The following is a 22,328-nucleotide window of genomic DNA, read 5'->3' on the forward strand; positions in this document are numbered from 1 at the left end:
TATCTAAGCGTCTGTCTCTTATTTGTGGATAATACCCTCAGCAAGCACAGTTACTTTGTTGTTCACAGCTTCTACTACACCACCTTTTATAAAAAAGATATCCTCTTGCTTTGCCTTGGTTCTGATAGTTAGCTTACCATCATTTAAAGTTGAAATGATAGGAGCGTGGTTATCTAATATTTCGAATGAACCTAAAGCACCCGGCAACACAACGGAAGCTGCCTCGCCTTCGAATACTTTTTTATCAGGAGTAAGAATTTCTAATGTCATATCTGGTCAGATTCAAGAATCAAGATCTAAGAGTTGGGACAAACGCCGCTATCTTAATTCTTGATTCTTATTTCTTGATTCTACTAGTTATTAGCTTCAGCTAACAGTTTCTTGCCTTTTTCAATCGCGTCCTCAATGCTGCCTACAAGGTTGAAGGCTGCTTCAGGGTACTCGTCAACTTCACCATCCATGATCATGTTGAAACCTTTGATGGTTTCTTTAATGTCAACCAATACACCTTTTAAACCGGTGAACTGCTCGGCAACGTGGAACGGTTGTGAAAGGAAACGCTGTACACGACGGGCGCGGGATACAACCAACTTATCTTCTTCAGAAAGCTCGTCCATACCTAAGATGGCGATGATGTCCTGAAGTTCTTTGTAACGCTGCAGGGTTTCTTTCACACGTTGAGCAGTGTTGTAGTGCTCATCGCCAAGTACCTGTGCACTCAGGATACGTGAGGTTGAATCCAGAGGGTCAACCGCAGGGTATATACCAAGTTCGGCAATTTTACGTGATAGTACGGTTGTAGCATCTAAGTGGGCAAAAGTTGTTGCCGGTGCAGGGTCGGTCAAGTCATCCGCAGGTACGTAAACGGCCTGTACAGATGTAATTGAACCACGTTTGGTTGACGTGATACGCTCCTGCATGGTACCCATTTCAGTTGCCAGTGTTGGCTGGTAACCTACCGCTGATGGCATACGGCCAAGAAGTGCTGATACTTCTGAACCTGCCTGGGTAAAGCGGAAAATGTTGTCGATAAAGAATAATATATCGCGGCCTTTGCCTTCTTCATCACCATCGCGGAAGTACTCAGCAATAGTTAAGCCTGATAACGCCACACGTGCACGTGCACCCGGCGGCTCGTTCATCTGGCCGAAAACGAAGGTTGCTTTAGATTCTTTTAATTGTTCCTGGTCGATCTTAGAAAGATCCCAGCCGCCTTCTTCCATTGAGTGCATGAAAGCGTCGCCGTACTTGATAATGCCTGATTCAAGCATCTCACGAAGTAAGTCGTTACCTTCACGGGTACGCTCACCTACACCGGCGAATACTGATAAACCTGCATAAGCTTTCGCGATGTTGTTGATAAGCTCCTGGATCAATACGGTTTTACCTACACCGGCACCACCAAACAACCCAATCTTACCACCTTTAGCGTAAGGCTCTAAAAGGTCAATAACTTTAATACCTGTAAACAATACCTCAGTCTCGGTAGAAAGGTCTTCGAAACGTGGTGGATTTGCGTGGATAGGGCGACCATTGGTCTTATCAAGGTTAGGGATGCCGTCAATAGCATCACCAACTACGTTAAACACGCGGCCTTTGATGTTATCACCGATTGGCATTTTGATAGCTGCTTCGGTATCTAAAACTGGCATACCGCGCAATAAGCCGTCGGTAGAGTCCATTGCTATAGCACGCACACGGTCTTCACCTAAGTGTTGCTGTACTTCTAAAACAATTTTTTGTCCGTTGTCCTTAGTGATCTCTAACGCATCATAAATCTTAGGAAGATGTGCGTCATCAGCAAAACTTACGTCAACTACCGGACCAATGATCCTTGATATTTTTCCAATGTTTGGCATATATTACCTGGTATTTAAAGAATTTTAAATGAAACAGATACCATCCTGACAAAACGGTACTATTTCAGAGGCGCAAAGTTAGGTTTTATAACCAAATATTTACATACTTCAGGTAAGATTTTTCACAACGAATATTATAAAACATTTTTAGTAAGTTTGATGCCCAATTATAAATTTGAAATTAGATACTTAAACTTACAGTTAATGAAAAAACTATTACTACTGTTAATGTGGTGTAGCCCTGTATTTGCTTTTGCGCAAGGTTTCCAGGTGAACCTTGGTGGCCAAAAACAGATTGCCATGGGCCACACCGGTACCGGCTTGTTGCAGGATGGAGCCTCGGTATTTTTTAACCCGGGTGCGGTGGCTATGCTTCCATCAAACTCCGTACAGGCCGGCATTAGCCCGCTGTGGTTTAAATCAACTTTTAATCCAGCAGGTTCAAACGCCCAATACTCTGTTAAAAACAGGGTAGCGACGCCATTTAATGCTTATGCCGTTTGGGGACCAAAATCTGCAGCATGGAAACTTGGACTAGGTGTATATACACCTTTTGGCGGATTGACCGACTGGGGACACGAGTGGACAGGCAGGTACGCGCTGGAAAGCCTTGACCTGAAAGCGATATTTATACAGCCCACCATAAGCGTAAAGCTTGCAGATTTCCTGAGCATTGGTGCTGGTTTTGTTTACAACCACGCTTCTGTTGATCTGCAACGCGCTATACCTCTTGCCGACGCGAACGGCAACCCGGGCCAGGCACGACTAAACGGAACCGGTAAAGGTTACGGGTGGAATGCAGGTGTGTTCTTCAAAACAGAATCGGGTGTTAACGTTGGCGTGAGCTACCGTTCTAAAGTGAAAACCAACATTGATAAGGGTGATGCAATATTCATCGTACCATCCTCTTTACAGGCTAGTTTCCCGCAGCCAAATACATTCTCTTCGGGTATTCCGCTGCCCGCGACACTTTCTTTGGGATTGGGCTATCCGGTTGGCAAAAAATGGCTGGTAGCATTTGATGCCAACCTTGTAGGCTGGAGTTCGTACAAAGCCCTGGCTTTTGATTATGCCAATAATACAACCAACTTGCAGGATACCTACTCGCCACGCAACTACAAAAATGCTTACGCATTAAGGGCCGGTGCCGAATACAAGGGTATAGAAAAGGTGGCCCTACGCTTTGGTGGTGGCTATGCATCAACAGCAGTAAGGGATGGTTATGTAACTCCAGAAGTACCTGATGCAAACAGATGGTATGCTACTGCCGGCGTCGGCGCAAAGTTAACTAAACAGCTTGATCTGGACTTCTCGTTCGAGTATGAGCATTTGTACAAGCGCACGCAAACCAACATCGAGACACAGCTTTCGGGCGCGTTCCAAAGCAATGTTTACATCCCTGGTATATCACTTACTTACCACTGGTAAATATCATTTAATCACATGAGATCGTTAAAACAATACTTATATATAACCGCGGGCTTGCTTGCGTTAGCATCGTGCAAGCCCGAGATACAAACTGCTCCGGTAACAAAAGGCAGTGCTGATTTTACAAGGTACATTGCCGTTGGTAACTCGTTAACCGCAGGCTTTGCTGATGGCGGGCTTTACCTGGATGGGCAAATGAATTCATACCCGAGCATTATTGCCAAGCAAATGCAGGAGGCTGGTGGCGGAGAATTTACACAGCCGCTGTTCAACGCTGATCAGTCTAATGGATCGGGATATCTTAAGCTCTCCGGCTTTACTGCAACCGGTACGCCAATAACCACACAGGTTACCACTAATTTGGCAGTAAGAGGCCAGGCAACTATCCCGGGCTTTGGTAACGTTATACTTTACACAAAATATGCAGGTGAAATTAACAACTATGGTGTACCGGGCATTAAGCTGCAGCAGATTACCTATGCATCTTACGGCAACCTGAACGGTTATTTTGAAAGGCTGCTTCCGGGTAACGCAGGCACTAACACTACCACATACCTGGATTTTGTAACAGCCAAGCCATTTACTTTTTTTACAAACTGGTTGGGTAATAACGATGCCTTAGGTTACGCGACAGCCGGCGGAGCAAGCGACGCGCTAACAGACAAGGACCAGTTCAGCGGTTTGTATAATTTAGCTATAGCTAAACTAACTGCATCGGGAGCAAAGGGCGCAGTTGCTACCATACCTGATGTTACTTCTATTCCATATTTTAACACAGTTACTATTGATGCAATTTTAGCTGCTGTGAAGTCGGCTAATCCCAGCGTAACCACTTTGTACGTAAATGCCCGTCAAACGGCTACACCGCCCGCCGCCTCGTATCAGGCGCGCCCTGCAACAGCTGCGGATTTGGTTGTACTTACCTTTGATACAAAAAAGATAGGTCAGCCGGTAAGTACCCCATTTGGTAATCTGCCGTACGGTTTAACCCAGTTCACTCCTATAGAGAACCAGTATGTATTAGATGCTAACGAAGCTACCCTTGTGAGAGATTACGTTACATCATATAACACCACTATAAAAGTAGCAGCTGCTGCAAAAGGGTTAGCGGTATTCGACGCATACACCTTCCTGAATAATCTTAAAGCAAACGGAATGATTGTGGATGGGGTGAATGTAAACTCTAACTACATCAGTGGCGGAATATTTTCGCTTGATGGGGTGCACCTTACTCCAAGAGGTTATGCAATTGTGGCAAACGAGTTTATAAAGGCAATAAACAAGCAATATGGCTCTACTATACCCCTTGCGAGTGTTTCTGCTTACAACGGTGTAAAGTTCCCGTAATTAGCTTGCAGCGTACAGTTTGCAGTGGGTAGTTAGAATTACCTGCTGCAAACATCTTTATAACAAACATTGGTTCTTTTCAGGTGATTGACTTAGTCCAGCACTGCGGGCTGTCAACTGCCGAGTGTTAAAACAATTTTTCCCATGTGGTCGCCACTTTCCATTAACTCGTGAGCTTTAGCGGCTTCGTCAAACGAAAAAGTTTTGTAGATCACCGGCTTTATTTGCCCACTAGCAATTAAGGGCCAGATCTTTTCCCCCAGCTTTCTTGCTATTGCTGCTTTAAACGTCACCTCCCGCGATCGTAGTGTTGATCCTGTTATGTACAATCTCTTACGCATTACAACTGATAGGTCAATATTTACATCTTTCCCCTTCATTGCGTTAATCATTACCAACCTACCGTCCGTTGCAAGCAACTGAATGTTTAGCGGCGTGTAGTCACCACCAATCATGTCTAATATTACGTTGACACCTTTATTATGTGTAAGGGTGGCTATAACCTCCGCAAAGCTCTCCTTTTTGTAGTTGATGGCTTTAATAGCGCCAAGCTGCTCGCAAAACCTGCACTTTTCGTCACTTCCTGCAGTAATGTAAACATCACTGCCAAGGGCTTTGGCCATCTGGATTGCGGTTACACCTATGCCACTGCTGCCACCGTGTACAAGAATGCTTTCACCCGGGAGCAGTTTTGCCCTTTCAAAGACGTTGCTCCAAACCGTGAAAAATGTTTCGGGAAGAGATGCAGCTTCTTCGTAAGATAATCCATCTGGGACAGGCAGGCATTGACCAGCAGGTACACTGCAGTATTCGGCGTAAGCTCCACCGTTTACCAATGCACAAATCTTATCACCTATTTTCCATTGGGTAACTGCGGCTCCAACTTCTTCAATAACTCCAGCTAACTCAAGTCCCGGGATATCTGCCGGGACACCTTGCGGTGGTGGATAATTCCCTTTGCGTTGAAACACATCAGGCCGGTTAATGCCTGCTGCCATAACCCGCACCAGCACTTCATTTTCGCCGAAAACAGGTAGTGGTCTTTCAGCAGATTGTAAAACTTTAGGTCCGCCGGGCTGGGTAATAACAATGGCTTTCATAACGCTTAAGATAACCCATTTTAATTATATAAGTTTGCGCCTACAAATTCAAACAAACCACATATGTCATTACAAGCCGGCCATTCTGCACCTCAGTTTACGCTTACATCATCAGATTTGAAAGAAGTTTCTCTTAATGATTTTAAAGGCAAGAAAGTTGTTGTTCATTTCTTTCCTCTCGCGTTTACTGGCGTTTGTACCACACAGCTTTGTACTATGCGTGATAGCTTTGGCTATTATGACGGATTGAATGCGCAGATATTAGGTATCTCTGTAGATTCACCGTTTACCCTGGCTAAGTTTAAAGAAGAGAACGGTTATCAGTTCCCGCTGTTGTCAGATTTTAACAAAGAGGCGTCTGCTGCTTACGGAGCATTATACGAGGCTTTCGCTTTCGGAATGAAAGGTGTATCTAAACGTGCTGCCTTCGTTATAGATGAGGAACAAAATGTTGTGTATGCAGAAGTGCTGGAAAACGCCGGAGATTTACCCGATTTTGCTGCGATAGCAGAAAAAGTAAAGTAATTTTAAAAAAGTTTGGAGGCTTTGCAAAAGAATTCTATTTTTGCAGTCCGTTAAAAAACGGTGCATTTGCCGGTAAGTGGCAAATTAAGCTTTAATGTAAATCGCACTTGTAGCTCAATTGGATAGAGCATCTCACTACGGATGAGAAGGTTTGGGGTTCGAATCCCTACAAGTGCACTTTTTCAACCCACGCAGCAGAGGTCTTACATACTGCTAAGTGACCAAAAAAATTAAGCCTCTGAGTATTGTTCCCAAAGGCTTTTTTAATTTTTAATCACATTACTGGATGCTCAACTTAGTACTGTTTGGTCCCCCCGGAGCAGGGAAGGGTACACAATCACAAAAGCTTATCGAAAAATTCGGGCTAATTCACCTCTCAACCGGCGACTTGTTGCGTAACGAGATCAGCCAGGGAACAGAATTGGGTTTAGAAGCCAAGAAACTGATGGATGACGGTAAGTTAGTACCGGATGCTGTGGTTATTGGTATGATAAGCAATAAACTTGAAGCAAATAAAAATGCCAACGGGTTTATTTTTGACGGTTTTCCCCGCACGGTAGCACAGGCAGAGGCGCTTGACAGTTTATTGGAGTCCAAGAATTCATCAATATCCGGTATGATAGCGCTGGAAGTAACTGATGATGAATTAGAGCACCGCTTATTGCTACGAGGTGAGAGTTCAGGCCGGCCCGATGATGCTAACCCGGAAGTTATCCGCAAGCGCATTAAAGAATACAATGATAAAACTGCCCCGGTGGCAGGTTTTTACAAAAACCAAAGCAAGTTCGAAAGCATTAATGGTATAGGTACGATTGACGAGATATTCGACCAGATCGTATTCATTATATCATCGTGGTCAGAACAGTAAAACATACGTAAGTAGAATTTGTAAAGTCCGAAAGTAAGGAGCATCATTCCTTGCTTCCGGACTTTACTGACTTTCGGGCTTACTGAATTAAATAATATGTCCCAAGGATCGAATTTTGTTGATTATGTGAAGATATGCTGCCGCTCCGGACACGGAGGCGCTGGCTCATCGCACCTGCACCGCGATAAGTTTACGTCTACAGGTGGCCCCGATGGTGGCGATGGTGGCCGCGGCGGGCACGTAATTGTAAAAGGGAATGCTCAATTGTGGACCATGCTGCACCTAAAATATCGTAAGCACGTTATAGCGGGGGATGGCGATCCGGGAGGTAGTTCGTTAAGTACAGGTAAAACTGGTCGCGACGAGATACTGGAAGTGCCCTTAGGAACCATAGCCCGCGATGCAGAAACCGGCGAGGTACTGTTTGAAATAACAAAGGACGGCGAGACTAAAATACTTACCGAAGGTGGCCGGGGAGGTTTAGGCAACTGGCACTTTAAAACAGCTACGAGGCAAACTCCTAGATTTGCGCAACCAGGCGAGAGCGGCCGTGAGAAATGGAACGTACTTGAGCTGAAAATATTAGCTGATGTGGGTTTAGTTGGCTTTCCTAATGCAGGTAAATCAACATTGCTTTCGGTAGTCTCTGCTGCTAAGCCGGAGATAGCAGATTATGCCTTTACTACACTGGTGCCAAATCTTGGTATTGTTTCTTACCGTGGTAATAAGTCATTTGTGATGGCGGATATTCCAGGCATTATAGAAGGTGCCTCACAAGGGAAAGGGCTGGGTATACGTTTCCTTCGTCATATAGAGCGAAATTCCGTTTTACTGTTTATGGTGCCGGCTGACACAGGTAGGACCATAAAGGAAGAGTACGAAATACTGTTGCACGAATTAAACGAGTATAACCCGGAACTGATGCATAAGCCACGCGTGCTTGCCATAACCAAATCGGACATGCTGGATGAGGAGTTGCAAACAGAGATGAAGAGGGACGTGCCTGAAGGAATGCCTTACGTGTTTATCTCTTCTGTAGCGCAAAAGAACATCAACGAATTAAAAGATATGCTTTGGCGGGCCATAAATCAGTAATTACCGCGGCTGATTGGAATAATAAAGCACGTAGTTGTTGCTGAGCTCCTTTAGTTTAAAACCTTTATAGCCAGGGAAGCATTTCATAATTACAGATGCGCGAACACCTACATAGTAGGACGGGAGCAGTATGTATATAGGCCCCATAAAGCCTTTATGAACAGCCTTGTCAAAATCTAGACTCAGATCGAGGTTTAGCGGCTTCATATATATTACCTTATTCTTCAAATCGTTAAACTGCGGGTAATCTTTAGTAAAAACAAACACCGCGTTTGTATTTGCATTATCAAGTAAAGCAATTTCACGGATGCTCGTTGCATCTGCCGTTCTGCCTTTTTCACGAGGGTCTTCCAGGTGCTTAGGTCGGTTCTTAGTTATAATAAATATTCCTGACAACATTATCATCCCGAAGGTAATAGCCAGGTAGATGAGTTTGCTAGAAGATTTGCTTAATGTTACCATAGTTATTCAATAGTTCTCTCCCGCACTTTTACTGCCGGGTTGCCCTGGTAAATACCATAAGCATCTAAATTTTTTGTTGCTACAGACCCTGCGGTTAACACCGCGTGCGATCCTACAGTTATTCCCTGGTTAATTATGGCACAGCAACCTATCCAAACACCATCAGCCAACACGATATTGCCTGTAATCAGGGCAAATGTGCGCTGTTTGTAATTGTGACTACCTGTTTGCAAAATGGCTCCCTGCGAAATGCAAACATTGCTGCACATAGTTACAGGCACCAGGTTATCTATCCAAACCCCTTCCCCTATCCAGGTATCGTTACCTACAATAAGGTGCCATGGGTATTTAATATTTACGCAAGGCTTAATAACAACCCTGCTGCCTAATTTTGCTCCAAACAACTTCAATAAAGCCACCTTAATTGCGTTAATGGGGAGTAAACTTGTTTTAAACACAATAGCATTGACGTAAAACCAGAGCAAACGTTTAATTGCGCTACCACCCGGATGGTACGGAGCGTTATTATATTCAGACAGTTTGGTGGTGCCCATTGGTGTTTGTTGCTTTGTTATTTATCCAATGGTATAAGGCCACAGAGATCAGTATATAAATCACTACATCGAAGATAACGTGGTGATCTATAATGCGGTTCTTAGATTTTGTCCAGAATAAAGCCAGCAGCATTAATCTGAAAACATTTAAGATTTGTATGGATAGTAGTCCTGTAAATAGGAAGATTAATTTAGCTTTAATTTTTTTTGGGTAAGCAATTACAAAAGCTGCGAAAAAGCTCATTACGCCTAGCCCAAGGCAGGTATATACCATTTCTATACGTCCATGTCCGGCTACCAATAATTGGGTATCGCTTGCAACCGATGAATAGCCAAGCCAGTTTAGTACTGTAGCAGAACTGGTTAGCAAAGCATGCCTTAACCAGGCTATATAATTTAAATGCTCGGTTAAGATAACGCTGTAGTTGTTGTGACGGGTAGTAAGGCCAAAGAAGAAAATATTGGCATAATAGAACAGCACAAATAATACAAGGAAAGTAATGCCAAACTTAACAGCTACATTATTTTTTATTCCTATTTGCATTATCTACTCGCTTTGTTAGTTCATCTATCTTGATATCTACTACCAGGCGAAACCAGAACGCCTGCATAAAATGGAAAATGATACCTGTGCGACCATCTAATATCCCCAATTTCAAGATCAAGCGGAAGAAAAGGTAGACTGCCGGCCTAAGGTACAACGGCATGTGCCACCAGCGTAATTTAAGCCAGGCTGTGCGTTCGTCTGGTATGCCCCAAAATTTTGGTCGTACGGTTTGCATCCGCAGTCCCTGTCTTCTCTCTGTTTCCTCCAAGGCAAGCAGGTCGCTGTATCGGTTGTGCTTTTCTATCCAAAAGCGGATGTTGTTCTCTTTTAAGTTTTCTTCCAGAATGTGACCTTTCTTCCAGATTATGGTGTTTCCAGGTACAATAAACCGGTGATCCATATTCTCATTCAGGTCTGAATAACCAAAACCGAAGCGAAACATTTTAAGCAGGTAAAAAGGATAGTAGCCGCCATGTTTTATCCACCTCCCCTTAAAGAAGTTTTTTCGGTTGAAGTAAATGCCATTAACATGGGCATGATCTGAATCTCTGAAGCTGAGCAGTAGCTGCTTTAGCTCGGCTGTAATTACCTGATCTGCGTCGAGGCAGATTACCCATGGCGTAACTACTTTAAAGTTGGTTAACGCGTGATGCCATTGCTTAGGGTGATTTTCGAAGTGGTGCTGCAATACAGTAGCTCCGGCAGCTTTGGCTATTTCTACCGTATTATCAGCGCTAAAGGAGTCTAGTACGAAAATTTCTGCATTTAGCTCTTGCATTGAAGCCAGCAATCTCGGGAGATGGACTTGCTCGTTGTAGGTAAGAATGATAAAGGAAAACTCCGTATTCAATTTAACCGCGCTTTAATGATCATGCTTTTCCAAACATAAGGTATTCGGCCACAGCCAGCAAAGTTGGTCACAATGAAACCCTGATCAACAAGCAAACCGGTTAACGTTTTTACCGACCACATCTTTATGTGCCCGCCCAGCCAGCGTGGGTTTTGATGTTTGTCCCAACTGTTAGTGACGCTAAGAAGAAGATTTTTTAAATAGCCGTGGTACGGCGTTGAAATGATGAGCTCACCTCCCGGGCTAAGTTGTTGCCTGCAAAAGTCTACAAATGCATCCGGGTCATACAAGTGCTCTATTACTTCTGTAGATATCACTGTGTCAAAGTGAATACCCTGTAATTCTTTAGGCAACTCATTGCTGGATAGGTCTTGCACAAAAAAGCGGTCCGGGTTTGACTGTTTGGCAATAGCGATGCCTTCTTGTGAGGCATCTATTCCGTATGCGTTGTACCCTAATGATACCAGATGATTTACAAGGTAGCCGTTGCCGCAGCCCAGATCTAAAATGCACTGGTTCTTACCTTTGTCAAGCATACCGAGCAGTGGTTTAAGCATATACCTGAGGTTATGCGTAATGGTATTTGCCTGAAAGCCGTAATCTTTGTAGTCGCTCATCTGTTAATAACGTGCTGGTAAAGATCGATATATTGTTTTGTTAATGGTTCCCCGGTAAAGTCTTGTTTTATCCTGGTTGGTGCTGTTGTCCTGATGTCTTCTAATAACGCTTTATTAGCCGCTACATTTAATATGCTTTCTTTAATTGATGATGGGGTAGTTTTGCATACCCATCCAAAGTTGTTGTCGAGGACGTAATTGGCAAGCCCTACATTTTCGCTCAACAAAACAGCGGTCCCTACACTCAAACTCTCTACTACAACATTGGCAAAGTTCTCGTCGTGTGAAGGCAATACCAGGAGATCGTGCTTTGCAATCAAATTAAACTTATCTTCCTTTATAAACCCAACCCAACTGATTTTGTCTTGAATGGCTGTACTTAGCTGTTTAAGTTTTTCAATGTAAACCGGATTGCCATCACCGGCAATGATTAATTGAAAAGGTAGCGTAAGGTTTTTTAACGATTCCAATAAAATGTTCAACCCTTTCTTTTCATCAATGCGTGAAAAGAAGAGAATCTTTAACTCGTTAGTTCGCGTTTCACTGGTTTTGTTTTCAGATTGAGATAGCTTTACAAAGTTTGGTAATGTATGTATGCGATCTGTATTGATTAACTTTCTAATGCCCGCCGCTTCATAATCAGATGTTGCATGAATGTGGCTTTTACTGAGCAGCCTTTTACCTATGCTATTATGTAAAATTGACTTAATACCTTTAATACCGTTACTAAATGAGTACGAGCTCAACATACCTCTTGGCGAGATTACAACTGGAACGCCGTTCTTTATAGCAACAAAACAGGAAAGAACGGAAACAAGGTTCCACCAGGCATGAATATGAACCACGTCATAGTTCCCGACTCGTTCATTCAAGTGCTTTAATAAAGCAGGCGAAAAATGGGTGTGGTCTTTAGTAATACGTTTAAAGTAGGTCACGTTAACTCCGTCTACGTTTTGCCGTACGTTTGGAGTAACATGAAGTTCGGTGTTGCCGTTGGCGGTAGTAGTAAAAACGTCTACAAAAACACCTGTTTTTGTAAGCTCTTCGCACAACATTGCTACTGACATTGTTGGGCCACCATACACGTAGGCAGGCTTATAGGCAGGTGTTATGTGCAGTATCTTCAAATCTTCTCCAGGATGCGTTTCTTCAGCAGTATTTTATGCACCATCAGCATGGTAACATAGCTCCAAAAAACAGAATTTACTAAAAATTCAAAGCTTAGTCCGCGCCAGAATATTTGGAATAAGCCGCTGTATATAAGTGCCGTCCCCAATATATATCCACCAAAAAGCTGTTCAGCTTTAACAGAGATTAACTGTGCCAGCGCACCAAAAATAAATAGCGAAACAAAAACCCCCGGGATACCCCATGATAGGTAACCATCAACAATATAGGCGGGCTTGGCAGATACGGTAGAACCTCGTTTTACAACACCAGCATTGTAAACGCGCTCCATTACCCAATCTTCTGTAATAGGTTTGCCGGGCCAAATTATACGGGGCACTATTGCCACTGCCGATTGCTTTACAAGCGTAAAGCCATAGTATCCTACATTTGCCGGTGTGGATTGCAGGTACGTTGTAAACATATCTACTTCGCTTAACCTGAATACCAGGAAACCCCAGGTCGAGTTATCTTCTTCCTCATCACCGTTTATTGTTGCGTCCAATGCTAGTTTGTAAGCTTCGTCAGAGTCGACGTTATCTCCCCAGGCATTCTCACGGAAAACGTGGTTATAAGTGGGTAAAAAGATAAAGAGTAACAATAGTGCCGGCCCGAACACAACTGTTACAATTTTCTTGTAATTGGGATAGAGAAATATGCCTAATACTAAAACACTTATAATGATCGGTTCTTTGAAACCGGAGGTTAGCGCCTGGTAAAAGTTAGAAATGTATAGCAGCAGACTAAAAAATATAGTTGCTGCTTTTTTTAATGGAATAGCAAAAGCAAGGGCTAATGTACCCGCTATAAAGCTCAGCGAACTAAACTGAAAATAGAATTGGCTCAGCCCTGGGATGCGGATAGACAATATAGAAATGGGAAGCGAGATTACTGCTATCTGAAAGATAACGTTGGCAAGTTTGTTTCTATCAGTCCTGTATTGGGGTTTAAAGTCGTAGTTCATGAACAGTATCATACCCGAAGCCAAAGCCGCATGACCCAGTGCATAGTACTGCTGGCATTTAGCCGTGAGCGCAAGCTTTTCCTTATCGACAGTAAAGTATATGCCCTGGCCAGAGAGATCGTTAACCCCAAGCAAGTTCAGAAAGTAAAAGATGGAACTGCACGCCATATAGCCCACAAATACAATTTGAACGAGGAAAATCGGTCGCATTAGTTGCTCGCCAATGCTCCTGTCGGTTGGTATTGGCTTAATATATCCGGAGTAGCATATAAAAAATATAAAGAACGAACCCAACCAGGCAATAAAGTACGATACTATGGCATCATTAGCAAAAAGCAACGATAACAGCCATGGTATATATAATACAATATACCGCTCGATAGGATTTGCGGTACGATTAACCATTTACCTGTTTTACAATCACTTCAGCCTGTACCTCAAAATTCCAGGGTATTATCATTTCATTCGACACCTTTCCCATACTTGTTAATCCCTTTTTGCCTTGTTCAACCGCCAAATTTAACTTTTCGAGTAATGAAGTAACATCGCCGGCTTTAAATATAAAGCCATTGCGACCATTTACAACCAGGTCGGGCGCGCACCCGGTTTTATCCGAAGCAATAATGGCTTTAGAACAAGCCATGGCTTCATTAACGGCTAATCCCCAAGTCTCCGCCGGCCCTAGCGATGGCAGGCAGAATAGATCACAAGCCTGGTACACTGCCGGCATTACCGATTGATTTTGAAAGTTAAGAAAGTGGATATTAGCCGACCCATCAGCGTGTTGTTTTAATTGCTGTTCTAATGGACCGTTCCCAACAAATAACAGGTTTATATTGGGTTGGCTAAGCTGTTGAAAAGCTTTCAACAGCAGCAAAGGGTCTTTTTTCTTCTCAAACTTTCCGGCGAATAACATTAAGAGATTTTCATTGTCGATCTGTATTCCGGCCCTAATAGCCGCGGCGTCAGTGGACCTGTCTTCTGCAAACCTGCTGTTTTCTACAGCATGTGGAGCAAAAACAAGGCGATGATCTTTAATACCATACTTCTTAAAGTAATGCTTTGTATTTTGGCCGGGATACACAGCAATATCAATATGGTTGTAAACCCATCTTAGAAAGACAGCTTTAAGATGGCTTTTTACACCGTTACTATCATCAAGTAAGGTAGAGTCCCCACGGAACAGGAGTTTGATTTTTTTTGCAAAATACCGGATAACACGTAAGTGGCTGTGGTATGCCCAACCGTAAACCAAAATTGCATCAGGCTGCCATTGTTCCAGTTCTGTTATAAGAGAGGGATTCTTTATGCCTTTATAGTGGTGTGAACCTTTGTCACCAGCTGAGTTGTGAACCCATTCGTATTTGTATCCGTCTAAAAGGTCAATGTCCCATTTGATGGTTTTACCAAACCCAGGATCATGTTTACTTACCGAAGCTTCTCCCCAGGTATAAAATACTTTCAGGTCCAGTTGCTGCGCCAATAACCGGAATACAGGCGCATAATACTGTATGGGGTGCGTTGTTATTATAGCGAGCTTCTTCGGATGATTTATACTCATTGAAATCCTATTACGCTATCAAAAAGTTCGCACTGCTTCCGTGTAAGTTCCTTCGCGGAGTATCTCACTAAAGCGGCAGCATTATAAACCGGGAAGATAGCTTTGCCTTCTAACACAGACATCAAAAATCTTCTTATATGTTCCTGTAAGTGTGCTTCATTGTCAAAGTTATGCACATCTGCTGCGCCAAACTCTTTTAAGGTGTTTATAGCCGGGCTCTGCCTGTGGAAAATAGCAAGCAGTGGTTTTTTGCTAAGTAAGTATGGGTAAATTTTAGATGCTGTGTACTTAGCATCGTCTGAACCTGGAACAAAGAGCGCATCGGCCTGCTTAATTGTGCTTAACGCGTGATAATAGCTTATCCTGTTTGTTACTTCAGTAATTATCCCTTCTAACCCGTACTCTTTCGCAAGCGGAAGTATTGTAGGGGTACCAGTATCCTGTGGGGCGTAGCTGGTACCTATAAAGTGCAACCTCAGTCTGTTATATGCCTCTGGCAGCTGAGAAAGCCCTTTCTTAATTGATTCAAAAAAGGGCTTAATAGCTTTATGCATATCGTTGCCACCACGGCCAATGTAAACAACGTTTTTATAAGCAGGATTAAGTAGCTTGGGGAAGTGATCTTCGTGTTTTTCTGCAACCTCCATGTCCTGGTCGGAACTACCAAACGTAATAACGGCAGAAGGAATATCTTTTATTTCTGGGTACCTTGCCTTTAGATCTGCGATATATTGCGGAGAGACGCTTATCAATCCTCCAACATGCTTCATAGCTTTGGACTCCAGCCACTTGTTAATCCGATAGGATAGCCAGTATTTGGGAGGGCGTTTATGTTTCGGTTTATCAAGGTAATAATCCGAATGCCAGGGATCTTGCATGTCAATAACGTACGGTATACCAAATCGCCGCCGCCAATAAGCACCAAGGGTACACACCGAGAACTGAGTGGTTGAAAAGTATATCAGGTCAAATTGTTTCTCTTTTAGCAGATCATTCCCTTTTTGTTTGTAAAACCACCAGGAACGATAAGCTATATTACCAAAGCCTATTCTCGATGTCCACTTCTTGTTTAATGCCTTAACCGTATGTACGAGTATGTCTTTGGGTATACTTTCTACTAGTAATGGGTCTTTCGGGGCGTCACTCAGCTGCTGGTCCGTTGTTAGTACCTCGGCCTCCCAGCCATTTTCTTTAAAAAAGAGTAGGCTCATTCTTACACGCTGCATATCCGGCATGTTGGAAGGGGGAAAGTAAGGAGAGATAATAAGAACGCGTTTCAATCAGTTGAGAATAGCAGCCGGTTGATGTGCCGGGCCAGTTTATGAGATGGTTTTTCTATCACCAGATAAAAAAGGTATGCGGCAGCTATTGTTAGCACCACAAAGAGGATATAAGTAGCGTTATTTAAAATCAACCATTGTTTTAGTAACAAGAAAACCAGCGGGTGACACAAGTATAATGAGTATGAGAATTTCCCCATCCGCTCAAGAGAAGAATAAGGTGAGTGATTTTTGTAGTAAGATATCTCTGCTTTTATCCACTTGTACAGTAATAGTGCAAACAGATTCATGGAGATGATATAACTTAAATGCGCATGGAACTTAGCTACGCTGCAAAAGCAACTAAGGAGAAAAATAAAGGCACGATAAGCTTGCAGTCGCGAGAATTTAATTTCTTTTGCCTGATCTATATTCTCGGCTATCAACGCCCCCAGCAGCCAGCAAGGTAAGCCCACTATCCAGGTGAAATAGTTTCCAAATTGCCAGTAGTAGCCATGATAACCTGTATCTGTTTGCCTAACCAATGCAAAGACGTCATGCCTAGCAGCTACCAGGATGAACACTGCTGCAATCAGCCACGAAAGCATGAATTTGTTTTTCCAACTTAAGTTAATGCTCAGAAGGGCAGGGTAGATTGAATAGTAAATTAACTCACAATACAAACTCCACGTTACTGTCTTCTCCGGACGATTGAAGGCTGATCCTGCTATACAAATCAATGCTAAGGGAATAATTATTCTAATAAAACGCCGAATCCAAAAGCGGCCTACATGAGCTATCCCGTTTTTGCAAGGATAATGTATCACAAAGCCTGAAATAATAAAGAAAGCTATTACAGCAGATGTGCCATCAAAAGCGTTCGCGAGAAAGGCGCCTGCAAGTTTAACAGGAAGTGTGGCTGAGGTCTTAAGACTGTCAGCCCACACATTATCAAAGTGCGATAACATTACAATAAAGGCCAGCACAAAGCGGATGCTGTCTACTCCGTAAAACCATTTAGTGGAGCGTTTATCTGCTAGCGTCATTAAAGTTGCTTATAGTTGTCGAAACTGCCTTTAAAAACTTTTTACTTTCTATTTCCCAGTTGTAGCGGTTGGCAGCAAGGTTGGCAGAGGTAACTTTATGAAGGTGAAGACGGCCGCTATCTTGATAATAGCGGCTTAGTATATCCGCAAGAGATTTATAATCTCCCTTGGGGTAAACCTCGCCCAGATCAGGATTAGCTTGCATGAAGGCACGCTGCGCTTTTGTGTCACTCGCAATTACAGCGAGGCCTGCCTGCATATAAGTGAAAAACTTGTTGCTTAACGCAATATCGTTATTAATGCAAAATGCGGGCTCTAACGCCAGTCCTACATCAAATTGCTGTGCAAATTCAGCAAGTTTATCAGCGTCCATCGTTGAATGGAATTGAACGTTGATGCCGCTATCTTTAATTAAGCTTATAAATCGTTCGCTGTTGACCGGTACATCTCCTAGTAGATGTAATTCGAAGTGCTCGTTGGGCAATGTTTTTAGTGCGTCTAAAATATCAGTTATTCCGCGGTTATCGCCAATCGTCTGTGAGAACCAGAATAGCTTTATAACATTGGATTGTTTAGGCTTCCTAATTGAATTGCCCGTTTTTGGAAAGACATTCAATATAGTTACCGGATCCAGGTTCGGGTATATTTTCCGGTAAGCTTCTGTTATTTGCGGGCTGCTGGTCGTGATATAATTCACTTGTGGTAAATACCTGTCCTCAATCGAGCTTTTTAAGATTACATCTGCATCAGCAACATTATTGCTTGTTTCATGCCTATGAAAGTCTTCGGCGTCGAAGCCGCAGGGTTTGGTACAACGCTTTGCAGCTTCAACAGCTGCCGGTAATGCACCTAAATTGTGCGCTATATAAAGATCTGCATGGTGTTTTTTAGCCTCATCAACAAGCGCTTTAGAGCTGCGGGCGATAACATTTCTGGAGATAATTTGATAACCGCTTTTCTCAGCAATAAGCCTCGACGCTTTGAACAACATACGGCTTTTTAGAAAAGCTAATGGTTTGTCGACAGGATCACCTCCAACCCCTATAGCGTTCCATTTTTTTTGCGGCAGCAGTTTGGTGTCGAGTTCTGTACCCCAGTTATTCCAATACGCATAAAGCACGGTAACATCGTATCCTGCATCGGTAAGGGCATCAGCCTCTTTAACCAACCTTGGATTTAGAGAAGGTTGACCCGATGTGATCAACAATACTTTCTTAGCCATTAACAAGTGAAAGATATTCGGATGCTATCACTTTAACATCAAATCTGCTCTCTGCATTTTGGCGGCACCTTAACCGATCTATTTTCCCCAGTTCTGATATCTTCTTTACCATTTCCGCTTTATCCTGTACAACAAAGCCGTTAACACCATCCTGAACTACCTCGGGTACAGAGCCGCGCATAAAAGCAATCACAGGCGTGCCGCATGCCATCGCTTCTATCATTACCAAGCCAAATGGTTCGTCCCATTCTATAGGAAACAAAAGGGCTTTAGATTGTCGCAGGTAATCGTTCTTCTGATTATCATTTAGTGGGCCAACATACCGTATTTGTTCACCGTCGATCTGCGGTTCTATCTGGGTTTTAAAGTACGCGAGGTTATCAGGCGTGTGCGAAACGTTACCTGCAATGATGAGGTTGTTGCCTGTTGCCTTTGCTACCTCAATAGCTGTGTGTACTCCCTTAATCTTGTCCAGCCTGCCCAGGAACATTAAAGGCTTATTAAAATTAAGCACATCATTTACCTCGTAGCGACTAAAGTCTATCGCATTGTAAACGGTGTTCCAGCTGCCTGCTACGTTACCGGTAGATACACAATAGTTACTGCAGGCGGTAAATAACAGATTACGGTTCGGCAGAGTTGTAAACAGCTTAATGCCTTTTTGAGATACGGGCCGCCCGTAGGTCATTAGCTTTTTTAAGTTGCTGTTGAGGATTGGCAACAGATAGATCAGCCTGCCAAAATTATGTACCAAATCAAAGTTTTTTTTGTTGTGATGCAGGTACTTCCAAACAGATACGATTTCCTTGTTCTTTGTAGTGTTAGACCGTTCCAGGTCATTGGTGCCAAATGTCACTGTTGTTCCGCTGCAGTAAGAGTCTAGCCCAGCTAATAAGGTCACTTCATGCCCTAAGCGGTTGTACTCTTCGGCAAAAAGGTATACCAGTCGTTCGTGCCCGCCATATAGCGTTGGCGGTACGGGTATGCCCGGGTCCATTATTAACAGAATTCTCATCCGGCGTTCAACTCTTTGTAAACGTCCTCAACTATCTGCAAATACTTTTTCGCGCATATCTCTAAAGTTAAATTCTCCAGCACGTAATTTCTTGGCGAAAACCTATCAATGTTTTGTAAGAAAGTATTCAGCGAAGCTTCGAACTTACTTATATCCGCAAATTTCTCACCGCACCGTTCATCCCAATAAGGGACGGAACTTACCGGCTGATACTTCACCCTTTCCGGGTAGTATTCCGGGTCTTGCCAGTAGCCACCCCTGTCCCAGGCAAGGATAGGTGTATTTGTTGCTATTATTTGCTGGTAAGCCAATCCTTGCGTTTCGTGCTCGCATAAAAACAATACTGCTTTCGCGCGTGAGAGTTTGTCCTGTAATTGATGGTGTGTGTAGTTCCCATATCTAATGTACTCGGTTTTGAGGCCTCTGTTAGTAAGCGTTTGTTCCAACGGTTTAATAAGTTCCTGTTCAAGCCTTTCTCGTTCCCATCTTACCTTATCATATATCAGGAAGTCAATAGTTTTTTCGCCTGGTATTGTGGTCCATATTTCTGTATCTATTCCTGTTGGCCAGGCAAGGACTTTATCACCATAGTATGCCTTGCACATTTCCCGCATCCACTCCCCTGGTACTAGGAACCGTTTAACGTTCGGAAACTCAGAAAAAAGGTTTGCCCTGTCAATAGGATGGGAGTAGATGCCTGCTCCTAAAATTACCGGGTTATTCCATTGTCGTTCAAATAACAAGTGCGGCTTGCCTATAATGCAGGCAATCTCCTCCGGATGTTTTTTTATATACCCGTAATCATTAAACCGATAGGGTACGTTCATCTTGTCCAATCCCTGCATGAGGTTGAGCGCTACGGTCATCACCCCGCCAGGTCGTTGTTTTCCTCTGACTACCCTGCGAATAAATCGCCTTGGATACCGGTCAAACCTGATCCACCTGTCTGGGTCAGGTTCTGCATAAAAAATATTTAAGGGCTTATCTGGCATTTGTTAATAAGCGCCGTATGGTAAGTAACCGTTCTGTTGCTGCAAAGCCCATTAACTTGTACATGCGCGCTATACCTCTGTTCTCTTCAGGAACAAAAGCCGGACTTAATTGGTATAGCCAATTATAAACTTCGCGGCCTGTGTTAATATCTGTTTTAGCAATCCAATGCGCCAGGTGCCAAAGTTTGTTGCTGGCTGCACTTTTGTAGCGCTGCGTGAGCCTGCCTTCCTGCTCTAGTTTTTCAAAGCATTTTTTATAGATATTCAGTTGCGCCAAATGGTTTGCAGCTTCTGTCAACCCCGAAGCATTTTGAAGCCTTTGCCGCCCATGAGCCCGGTGAGCAAACGTACTTTGCTGTACGTAACCGGTTTTTGGCAGCTTTAGTGCAACTTCTATGATGAATTGCCGGTCGTCAAGCGCTGCAAATTCCTGCCGGTGGGGTATGTCTTCTATAAAGCTCTTCCTGAAAAGATAAGCACTATAGTGCGAGGAGTCGCACTCGCCAAGTTGTTGCGCCAAAAAGTCGTCGCAAACAGTCCATTGTATTTCTTTTATTAACTGTTCGTCTTCTGTAAATACCTGATAACCCGCACAGGTTACATCAAGTTCGCCCCGCTCTGCAGCTTCAAATAGCGCCTTTGTAGAGCTAGGCAGCAGCCAGTCGTCTGAGTCCAAAAAGCGAACGTATTTCCCTTTGGCGAGAGCGAAAGCTTTGTTAACAGCCCAGTCCTTACCCTGGTTATCCTGGCGAAGCAGTGTAAGGTCCTGTTGCTGCTGTAACCACTCCCAAGTACCATCGGTACTACCATCGTCTATTACGATCACCTCTGTTGTTGGGCCTTGCTCGCGACAACTACTTATTGCTTTTGGCAGACTCCAAAGGCGGTTATAGGTAGGTATTATAATGCTTACGTTAACCATTATTCAATTATCCTTTCAGACGGGAGGACTTTACGTGTACCCGCTATAGCACGATAAAGCGGCCGCAGGATATTTTTTAAGGTATTCTTTAGTACAGCCGGTGCGGTAAACTTCAGTAAGGTAAATGATCTGGCTTTGACTACACTATAATTGTTGCTAAAAACATACTCCAATTGCTTAGCTTCTTTAAGGTAGGGCAACGTTTGATTATGATGGCCAAGAAAGTGAACGATAAGTGGGCGGGCAATGGTTAACGGCCAGTTAGGTTGATAGTTTATGTGGCCGGGCGTATTGAACAAGGCAGCTGTGCCTGTTAAAACATCTGACTGTATACCCGATTGATAATTTACAAATTCTGCTAATATAGTTCCATCTTCAACAACAGGCCGTTGCTGATGCAGCTCCATAGCAAGCGCCATCAGCACCTCGTCATTAGGGCGGTTGCGGAGTCGTTTAAAACCTATAGCATCATACTGCGGCTCCAGCTCGCGTGCAGTTTGATAAACTTTACCTGCCGTTACGCCCTGCTCCAGATAGTAGACGCCCCCGTTAAATTTCGGCAAATGCCGGATGTTAAATCTTTTGCAAACTGAAGCAATGTCACCAAACCATTCGCCTCCTTGTATAGGCGTCCCAACGACAGAAACGTTCCGATCTTTAAAGCGAGCAAATAAAGGCAGCAAATTGCCATACACCAGGCAATCGCTATCTATAAACAAGGTGCTTCCAATTGGTGCTATTTTATCCAGATGCAGCTTAGGGGAAAATCCTTTACCAAGCTCATATGAAGCAATCTTTATAACATTTACAAAGCTTTTTACGTCCGGCGGCAAATAATCTGCCATGTCGGTAACCAGGTAAAACGCTATACCATTATCCTTATTCCACCAACGGAACGACCGTGCAAGGTTTACAGCCATATTTATAT

At 43.4% G+C, this 22,328-nt stretch carries 21 protein-coding genes, 1 tRNA gene and 1 pseudogene; 6 read left to right on the plus strand and 17 right to left on the minus strand.

The genetic code is table 11. The features are described 5' to 3' along the window. Positions 1-18: 18 nt before the first annotated feature. Positions 19-270 carry an ATP synthase F1 subunit epsilon gene (gene atpC, locus AC59GT_RS03460; protein WP_497236332.1) on the minus strand — a complete coding sequence of 84 codons (252 nt, stop codon included), beginning with the start codon at positions 268-270 and terminating at the stop codon, positions 19-21. Between the two features lie 83 nt (positions 271-353). After that, entirely contained in the window at positions 354-1,859 is a 1,506-nt protein-coding gene (atpD, locus tag AC59GT_RS03465; RefSeq protein ID WP_497236333.1) for a F0F1 ATP synthase subunit beta, read from the minus strand. A gap of 204 nt (positions 1,860-2,063) precedes the next feature. Here atpD and AC59GT_RS03470 point away from each other — a divergent pair, with 204 nt between their 5' ends. Together AC59GT_RS03470 and AC59GT_RS03475 are read left to right on the plus strand one after the other, a co-directional pair. Continuing rightward, complete coding sequence (locus AC59GT_RS03470) at positions 2,064-3,287, plus strand: OmpP1/FadL family transporter (RefSeq protein ID WP_497236334.1); 1,224 nt, start codon at positions 2,064-2,066, stop codon at positions 3,285-3,287. Between the two features lie 15 nt (positions 3,288-3,302). Continuing rightward, positions 3,303-4,634 (plus strand): SGNH/GDSL hydrolase family protein, encoded by a 1,332-nt coding sequence (locus AC59GT_RS03475; protein WP_497236335.1) that lies wholly within the window; start codon positions 3,303-3,305, stop codon positions 4,632-4,634. A gap of 113 nt (positions 4,635-4,747) precedes the next feature. On the opposite strand, the gene AC59GT_RS03480 is transcribed toward AC59GT_RS03475, so the two are convergent. Then, positions 4,748-5,734, minus strand: a complete 987-nt coding sequence (locus AC59GT_RS03480; protein WP_497236336.1) for an NAD(P)H-quinone oxidoreductase — start codon at positions 5,732-5,734, stop codon at positions 4,748-4,750. 63 nt (positions 5,735-5,797) lie between these two features. On the opposite strand from AC59GT_RS03480, the gene AC59GT_RS03485 reads away from it, so the two are divergent. The 4 genes from AC59GT_RS03485 to obgE all read left to right on the plus strand — a co-directional run bounded on the left by AC59GT_RS03485 (position 5,798) and on the right by obgE (position 8,222). Beyond that, complete coding sequence (locus tag AC59GT_RS03485; protein ID WP_497236337.1) at positions 5,798-6,259, plus strand: redoxin domain-containing protein; 462 nt, start codon at positions 5,798-5,800, stop codon at positions 6,257-6,259. Between the two features lie 103 nt (positions 6,260-6,362). Next, positions 6,363-6,436, plus strand: a tRNA-Arg gene (locus tag AC59GT_RS03490). Between the two features lie 109 nt (positions 6,437-6,545). Further along, positions 6,546-7,127 (plus strand): adenylate kinase, encoded by a 582-nt coding sequence (locus AC59GT_RS03495; protein ID WP_497236338.1) that lies wholly within the window; start codon positions 6,546-6,548, stop codon positions 7,125-7,127. A gap of 96 nt (positions 7,128-7,223) precedes the next feature. Further along, positions 7,224-8,222, plus strand: a complete 999-nt coding sequence (gene obgE, locus AC59GT_RS03500) for a GTPase ObgE (RefSeq protein WP_497236339.1) — start codon at positions 7,224-7,226, stop codon at positions 8,220-8,222. Here obgE and AC59GT_RS03505 read toward each other — a convergent pair whose 3' ends face one another. The 14 genes and pseudogenes from AC59GT_RS03505 to AC59GT_RS03570 all read right to left on the minus strand — a co-directional run bounded on the left by AC59GT_RS03505 (position 8,223) and on the right by AC59GT_RS03570 (position 22,320). Beyond that, positions 8,223-8,684: a hypothetical protein gene (locus tag AC59GT_RS03505; RefSeq protein ID WP_497236340.1), complete on the minus strand. Its 462-nt coding sequence runs from the start codon at positions 8,682-8,684 to the stop codon at positions 8,223-8,225. Positions 8,685-8,686: 2 nt separating this feature from the next. After that, on the minus strand, positions 8,687-9,238 hold the full coding sequence (locus AC59GT_RS03510; RefSeq protein WP_497236341.1) for a WcaF family extracellular polysaccharide biosynthesis acetyltransferase: 552 nt from the start codon (positions 9,236-9,238) through the stop codon (positions 8,687-8,689). Further along, positions 9,216-10,635, minus strand: a pseudogene (xrtY, locus tag AC59GT_RS03515) (exosortase Y). Before xrtY ends, AC59GT_RS03510 begins: the two are co-directional and overlap by 23 nt. After that, positions 10,632-11,252 carry a class I SAM-dependent methyltransferase gene (locus tag AC59GT_RS03520; RefSeq protein WP_497236342.1) on the minus strand — a complete coding sequence of 207 codons (621 nt, stop codon included), beginning with the start codon at positions 11,250-11,252 and terminating at the stop codon, positions 10,632-10,634. Before AC59GT_RS03520 ends, xrtY begins: the two are co-directional and overlap by 4 nt. Next, on the minus strand, positions 11,249-12,379 hold the full coding sequence (locus tag AC59GT_RS03525; protein ID WP_497236343.1) for an XrtY-associated glycosyltransferase XYAG1: 1,131 nt from the start codon (positions 12,377-12,379) through the stop codon (positions 11,249-11,251). Before AC59GT_RS03525 ends, AC59GT_RS03520 begins: the two co-directional genes overlap by 4 nt. Then, positions 12,376-13,788 carry an exosortase Y-associated Wzy-like protein gene (locus AC59GT_RS03530; protein WP_497236344.1) on the minus strand — a complete coding sequence of 471 codons (1,413 nt, stop codon included), beginning with the start codon at positions 13,786-13,788 and terminating at the stop codon, positions 12,376-12,378. Before AC59GT_RS03530 ends, AC59GT_RS03525 begins: the two co-directional genes overlap by 4 nt. Next, a complete protein-coding gene (locus AC59GT_RS03535; RefSeq protein WP_497236345.1) occupies positions 13,781-14,944 on the minus strand; it encodes a glycosyltransferase family 4 protein in 1,164 nt (387 codons plus the stop codon). The genes AC59GT_RS03530 and AC59GT_RS03535 overlap by 8 nt, the downstream gene beginning before the upstream one ends. After that, positions 14,941-16,224: a glycosyltransferase gene (locus AC59GT_RS03540; protein WP_497236346.1), complete on the minus strand. Its 1,284-nt coding sequence runs from the start codon at positions 16,222-16,224 to the stop codon at positions 14,941-14,943. The genes AC59GT_RS03535 and AC59GT_RS03540 overlap by 4 nt, the downstream gene beginning before the upstream one ends. Next, positions 16,221-17,249: an acyltransferase family protein gene (locus AC59GT_RS03545; protein WP_497236347.1), complete on the minus strand. Its 1,029-nt coding sequence runs from the start codon at positions 17,247-17,249 to the stop codon at positions 16,221-16,223. The genes AC59GT_RS03540 and AC59GT_RS03545 overlap by 4 nt, the downstream gene beginning before the upstream one ends. Continuing rightward, positions 17,233-18,471, minus strand: a complete 1,239-nt coding sequence (locus AC59GT_RS03550; RefSeq protein WP_497236348.1) for a glycosyltransferase — start codon at positions 18,469-18,471, stop codon at positions 17,233-17,235. Before AC59GT_RS03550 ends, AC59GT_RS03545 begins: the two co-directional genes overlap by 17 nt. After that, a complete protein-coding gene (locus AC59GT_RS03555) occupies positions 18,464-19,486 on the minus strand; it encodes a glycosyltransferase family 4 protein (protein ID WP_497236349.1) in 1,023 nt (340 codons plus the stop codon). Before AC59GT_RS03555 ends, AC59GT_RS03550 begins: the two co-directional genes overlap by 8 nt. Next, positions 19,483-20,478 carry a glycosyltransferase gene (locus tag AC59GT_RS03560; protein WP_497236350.1) on the minus strand — a complete coding sequence of 332 codons (996 nt, stop codon included), beginning with the start codon at positions 20,476-20,478 and terminating at the stop codon, positions 19,483-19,485. Before AC59GT_RS03560 ends, AC59GT_RS03555 begins: the two co-directional genes overlap by 4 nt. Further along, on the minus strand, positions 20,468-21,400 hold the full coding sequence (locus AC59GT_RS03565; RefSeq protein ID WP_497236351.1) for a glycosyltransferase family 2 protein: 933 nt from the start codon (positions 21,398-21,400) through the stop codon (positions 20,468-20,470). The genes AC59GT_RS03560 and AC59GT_RS03565 overlap by 11 nt, the downstream gene beginning before the upstream one ends. Further along, entirely contained in the window at positions 21,400-22,320 is a 921-nt protein-coding gene (locus AC59GT_RS03570) for a hypothetical protein (protein WP_497236352.1), read from the minus strand. The genes AC59GT_RS03565 and AC59GT_RS03570 overlap by 1 nt, the downstream gene beginning before the upstream one ends. Between the last annotated feature and the right edge of the window lie 8 nt (positions 22,321-22,328).

This window comes from Mucilaginibacter sp. 320_HR, assembly GCF_059691875.1.

Bases quoted from the DNA above. Each gene is read 5' to 3' on its own strand.
- obgE (WP_497236339.1), top strand. From the start codon at position 7,224: ATGTCCCAAGGATCGAATTTTGTTGATTATGTGAAGATATGCTGCCGC.
- AC59GT_RS03560 (WP_497236350.1), bottom strand. From the start codon at position 20,478: ATGCCAGATAAGCCCTTAAATATTTTTTATGCAGAACCTGACCCAGAC.
- AC59GT_RS03565 (WP_497236351.1), bottom strand. From the start codon at position 21,400: ATGGTTAACGTAAGCATTATAATACCTACCTATAACCGCCTTTGGAGT.
- AC59GT_RS03555 (WP_497236349.1), bottom strand. From the start codon at position 19,486: ATGAGAATTCTGTTAATAATGGACCCGGGCATACCCGTACCGCCAACG.
- AC59GT_RS03530 (WP_497236344.1), bottom strand. From the start codon at position 13,788: ATGGTTAATCGTACCGCAAATCCTATCGAGCGGTATATTGTATTATAT.
- AC59GT_RS03480 (WP_497236336.1), bottom strand. From the start codon at position 5,734: ATGAAAGCCATTGTTATTACCCAGCCCGGCGGACCTAAAGTTTTACAA.
- atpD (WP_497236333.1), bottom strand. From the start codon at position 1,859: ATGCCAAACATTGGAAAAATATCAAGGATCATTGGTCCGGTAGTTGAC.
- AC59GT_RS03520 (WP_497236342.1), bottom strand. From the start codon at position 11,252: ATGAGCGACTACAAAGATTACGGCTTTCAGGCAAATACCATTACGCAT.
- atpC (WP_497236332.1), bottom strand. From the start codon at position 270: ATGACATTAGAAATTCTTACTCCTGATAAAAAAGTATTCGAAGGCGAG.
- AC59GT_RS03570 (WP_497236352.1), bottom strand. From the start codon at position 22,320: ATGGCTGTAAACCTTGCACGGTCGTTCCGTTGGTGGAATAAGGATAAT.
- AC59GT_RS03550 (WP_497236348.1), bottom strand. From the start codon at position 18,471: ATGGCTAAGAAAGTATTGTTGATCACATCGGGTCAACCTTCTCTAAAT.
- AC59GT_RS03510 (WP_497236341.1), bottom strand. From the start codon at position 9,238: ATGGGCACCACCAAACTGTCTGAATATAATAACGCTCCGTACCATCCG.
- AC59GT_RS03535 (WP_497236345.1), bottom strand. From the start codon at position 14,944: ATGAGTATAAATCATCCGAAGAAGCTCGCTATAATAACAACGCACCCC.
- AC59GT_RS03505 (WP_497236340.1), bottom strand. From the start codon at position 8,684: ATGGTAACATTAAGCAAATCTTCTAGCAAACTCATCTACCTGGCTATT.
- AC59GT_RS03470 (WP_497236334.1), top strand. From the start codon at position 2,064: ATGAAAAAACTATTACTACTGTTAATGTGGTGTAGCCCTGTATTTGCT.
- AC59GT_RS03495 (WP_497236338.1), top strand. From the start codon at position 6,546: ATGCTCAACTTAGTACTGTTTGGTCCCCCCGGAGCAGGGAAGGGTACA.
- AC59GT_RS03475 (WP_497236335.1), top strand. From the start codon at position 3,303: ATGAGATCGTTAAAACAATACTTATATATAACCGCGGGCTTGCTTGCG.
- AC59GT_RS03545 (WP_497236347.1), bottom strand. From the start codon at position 17,249: ATGACGCTAGCAGATAAACGCTCCACTAAATGGTTTTACGGAGTAGAC.
- AC59GT_RS03485 (WP_497236337.1), top strand. From the start codon at position 5,798: ATGTCATTACAAGCCGGCCATTCTGCACCTCAGTTTACGCTTACATCA.